Origin of the sequence: Methylomonas methanica (assembly GCF_001644035.1) — a bacterium.
Classification (GTDB): domain Bacteria; phylum Pseudomonadota; class Gammaproteobacteria; order Methylococcales; family Methylomonadaceae; genus Methylomonas; species Methylomonas methanica_A.
Genome location: NZ_LUUG01000021.1, coordinates 1 through 2,165 on the forward strand (window position 1 = coordinate 1; position 2,165 = coordinate 2,165).

Below are 2,165 nucleotides of genomic sequence, written 5' to 3' on the forward strand. Positions count from 1 at the left end.
CAGATTTGACTATTTCTCGAGGGTGTGAGCAATGAAGAGATTTTGCAGGATTTTCCTGACCTAGAGCATCAAGATATACAGGCTTGTTTATTTTACGCAGCCAAGCGTGTGAATTTTGAACGGCTGGCGGCGTGATTTATTGGATTGATGCGCAGTTGCCACCCATCATGACAACATTACTTCGGTTACCAGACAAAGTCATTTGACCAACAACGTCGAGGTTTGTAACATCAAGCAGCCTTGGTAGAATCGAGTTTAACGCCAAATAGTCTTCGGGAGGACTTTAGTTATGCAAGTCGTAGAATTTGAAGCAGATGCAAAAGGCCGGATGATTGAAATTCCCATAGAGTTTGCTGCCTTTGCCTCCAAGCACCTTAAAATCAAATTATCGATAGAGGAAGCAACGGATTCAACTTCGATAAAACCCGCCAAACGACTTTCCGCACTATCCATCGATACACGCTCGTTTCAATTTGATCGCGAAGACGCCAATGCCCGATAGGTATTTTCTTGATACCAACATCTTGATCTACGCCTACTCAAACAGCGAACCGCACAAGGCAGACATCGCCAATTCGCTGCTGTTTGAAGGCGAATCTATCATTTCTTTGCAAGTCATCAATGAATTTTCCAACATTTGCCTAAAAAAACTAAAGCTAAAGGAAAATGCTGTTATTGGCGCTATCCATGAAATTACCAGCGTCACCCATGTAGTTGGTTTCTCTTTAGCCACTCAGCTAAGAGCCCTACAGTTATGCGAAGTACATTGTTTTTCCTTTTACGATGCGTTAATTGCCAGCACCGCGCTGGAAAACCACTGCCCGATTCTTTAAAGCGAAGACATGCAAAACAATCAGTTGATCGACAACCAGTTGCGAATTGTTAACCCTTTTTAAGTCTGGGATTCGCTGCATTCCCCCAGCCTTTGCGCGATTGACAACAGGATCACCTTCCGCCTAACAATGTTTTCTACCCCGATCAAAACACCGTGACGGCGTGAGCGTAGGCTGATGACTTGGAACAAGGCTTCATGATCCTGGCAGACAATCCCCAGAGCGGTAGTTACCGTCCTGATACTACACCAGCGCTACAGTATTTATATCGGGAAAATACCTTATTCTGCAAAGAACTCTCACCAATGGCGTGTCGATAGTTCGCGTCATTCATGGCGCCAGGGATTTACCCAACGTGGTCTAATTGCCGATGCACATTGGCATTCCACTTCGGCTTTTAGCCTCGTGCGCAAGGCATTTAGACTTGCGCACAAAGTTTTTCGCTATCCTCGCCAGGCTTTAAGGCTCGCGAGTGAACCTGCATAGCCTTGCGAATTAAGCTCAAAGCCTCGCGCGCGAGGCAATTAAGCTTGCGCACGCGGTGTTTTGCTATCGTCGCCAGGTGTTGAAGTTTGGGCCCGAGCCACCATAGCCTTGCGAATCAAGCTAAAAGCCTCGCGCGCAAGGCAACTAAGCTCGCCCACGCGGTCATTCGCTATCCTGGCCAGGCATTTAAGCTTAGGAGCGAACCACTACAGCATTGCGAATCAGGCTAAAAGCCTTGCAGCCATGGCATTTTGGTTTATCCCCAAGCCTACGAAGCTTTCGCGAATAGCAAAATACTCTTACCGGCAGGCTATAAGGCTTTAAGTTCATGTCTCCCAGCGAAAATCAGGTCTGACACAGCCTAACCGTCCCGGACTTGGCTGCAATGAATCGCTGACATCAAGATTGGGGTCGACTGTATGTACTCCATCCCAACGTACGCGGTAAATCACCTCTAGGTACGTAGCGCCCTAGCTGCATCTGCCTCCCACCAAGCGCTTAAAGCGGCGTTTCTGCAGCCAACGTATAACACCGGTGACATACAGCGACAAGGGCACCAAGCCCATTATTAAAATGCATAACTGTCCGGTTAAGCCAAATGCCTCACCGGTATGTAAAGGGTAAAGCCATTCGACAAACGCATCTCCGGCACTGCGGTTTGTTCTATCCTTAGCATGCAGAATTTTGCCATTATATTGATCTATCCAAAGGCGTCTAAACGAATGCTTTTGATTGGGTTCGTCAAATTCTCGCTTGCTTACAAGATACACACCTTGCTTATCTTGAGGAAAATCAATTCGCCGATATTCCCCATCAGGGTAGCGCATGAGTTATAACTAAATCTGG

Annotated in this window: 4 protein-coding genes; 3 read left to right on the plus strand and 1 reads right to left on the minus strand. The window is 47.0% G+C overall.

The genetic code is table 11. The features are described from left to right. The first annotated feature begins 24 nt into the window (after positions 1 to 24). From A1332_RS24540 to A1332_RS01130, 3 genes are all read left to right on the plus strand, one after another. A complete protein-coding gene (locus tag A1332_RS24540; protein ID WP_082879467.1) occupies positions 25 to 135 on the plus strand; it encodes a DUF433 domain-containing protein in 111 nt (36 codons plus the stop codon). Between the two features lie 154 nt (positions 136 to 289). Continuing rightward, the gene (locus A1332_RS01125; RefSeq protein ID WP_064006750.1) at positions 290 to 502 is read left to right on the plus strand and encodes a hypothetical protein; all 213 of its coding nucleotides are present in this window, start codon (positions 290 to 292) and stop codon (positions 500 to 502) included. Beyond that, positions 492 to 833, plus strand: coding sequence for a PIN domain-containing protein (locus A1332_RS01130; protein ID WP_082879468.1), 342 nt, complete (start codon positions 492 to 494; stop codon positions 831 to 833). Before A1332_RS01125 ends, A1332_RS01130 begins: the two co-directional genes overlap by 11 nt. Positions 834 to 1,789: 956 nt before the next feature. Here A1332_RS01130 and A1332_RS01135 read toward each other — a convergent pair. Next, positions 1,790 to 2,146 (minus strand): PepSY-associated TM helix domain-containing protein, encoded by a 357-nt coding sequence (locus A1332_RS01135; RefSeq protein ID WP_064006751.1) that lies wholly within the window; start codon positions 2,144 to 2,146, stop codon positions 1,790 to 1,792. Positions 2,147 to 2,165 lie beyond the last annotated feature (19 nt).

Bases quoted from the DNA above. Each gene is read 5' to 3' on its own strand.
- A1332_RS01125 (WP_064006750.1), top strand. From the start codon at position 290: ATGCAAGTCGTAGAATTTGAAGCAGATGCAAAAGGCCGGATGATTGAA.
- A1332_RS01130 (WP_082879468.1), top strand. From the start codon at position 492: ATGCCCGATAGGTATTTTCTTGATACCAACATCTTGATCTACGCCTAC.
- A1332_RS01135 (WP_064006751.1), bottom strand. From the start codon at position 2,146: ATGCGCTACCCTGATGGGGAATATCGGCGAATTGATTTTCCTCAAGAT.